This is a genomic window from Micromonospora sp. DH14 (genome assembly GCF_029809455.1).
GTDB classification, from domain to species: Bacteria; Actinomycetota; Actinomycetes; order Mycobacteriales; family Micromonosporaceae; genus Micromonospora; species Micromonospora parva.
In genome coordinates this window covers 1-1,194 of sequence record NZ_JARVKT010000072.1, presented here as the reverse complement: position 1 = coordinate 1,194, position 1,194 = coordinate 1, and the positions used below count along the sequence as shown (strand labels likewise).

At 57.0% G+C, this 1,194-nt stretch carries 1 rRNA gene; it reads right to left on the bottom strand.

The features are described from left to right. A 23S ribosomal RNA gene (locus tag QCZ28_RS34370) occupies window positions 1-1,194 on the bottom strand; the annotation flags it as partial.

The window sequence follows — 1,194 nt, the reverse complement described above, 5'->3', positions numbered from 1 at the left end:
GGGTGGTTAGCACAACGAGGTTCATCAGGGACGCTCTTTCGCGGGTACGGGAATATCAACCCGTTGTCCATCGACTACGCCTCTCGGCCTCGCCTTAGGTCCCGACTCACCCAGGGCGGATTAGCCTGGCCCTGGAACCCTTGGTCATCCGGCGGAAGGGTTTCTCACCCTTCTTTCGCTACTCATGCCTGCATTCTCACTCGTGCCGCGTCCACAACTGGGTCACCCCGCTGCTTCACTCGCGGCACGACGCTCCCCTACCCATCCACACACCTGCACAAGGAATCAAGTCCAAGCGAGGATAAAATGTGAATGCCACAGCTTCGGCGGTGTGCTTGAGCCCCGCTACATTGTCGGCGCGGAACCACTTGACCAGTGAGCTATTACGCACTCTTTAAAGGGTGGCTGCTTCTAAGCCAACCTCCTGGTTGTCTATGCGACCCCACATCCTTTTCCACTTAGCACACGCTTAGGGGCCTTAGCTGGTGATCTGGGCTGTTTCCCTCTCGACTACGAAGCTTATCCCCCGCAGTCTCACTGCCGCGCTCTCACTTACCGGCATTCGGAGTTTGGCTGATTTCGGTAAGCTTGTGGGCCCCCTAGACCATCCAGTGCTCTACCTCCGGCAAGAAACACGCGACGCTGCACCTAAATGCATTTCGGGGAGAACCAGCTATCACGGAGTTTGATTGGCCTTTCACCCCTAACCACAGGTCATCCCCCAATTTTTCAACATTGGTGGGTTCGGCCCTCCACGCGGTCTTACCCGCGCTTCAGCCTGCCCATGGCTAGATCACTCCGCTTCGGGTCTAGGACACGCGACTGAATCGCCCTATTCAGACTCGCTTTCGCTACGGCTCCCCCACACGGGTTAACCTCGCCACATGCCACTAACTCGCAGGCTCATTCTTCAAAAGGCACGCCGTCACCCCGCAAGGCTCCGACGGATTGTAGGCGAACGGTTTCAGGTACTATTTCACTCCCCTCCCGGGGTACTTTTCACCATTCCCTCACGGTACTTGTCCGCTATCGGTCACCAGGAAGTATTTAGGCTTACCAGGTGGTCCTGGCAGATTCACGGCAGATTTCAGGGGTCCGCCGCTACTCGGGAACACCCACAGAAGGTCAGCAACTTTCACCTACCGGACTCTCACCGTCTACGGTCAGCCATTCCAGACTGTTCGACTAGCCACT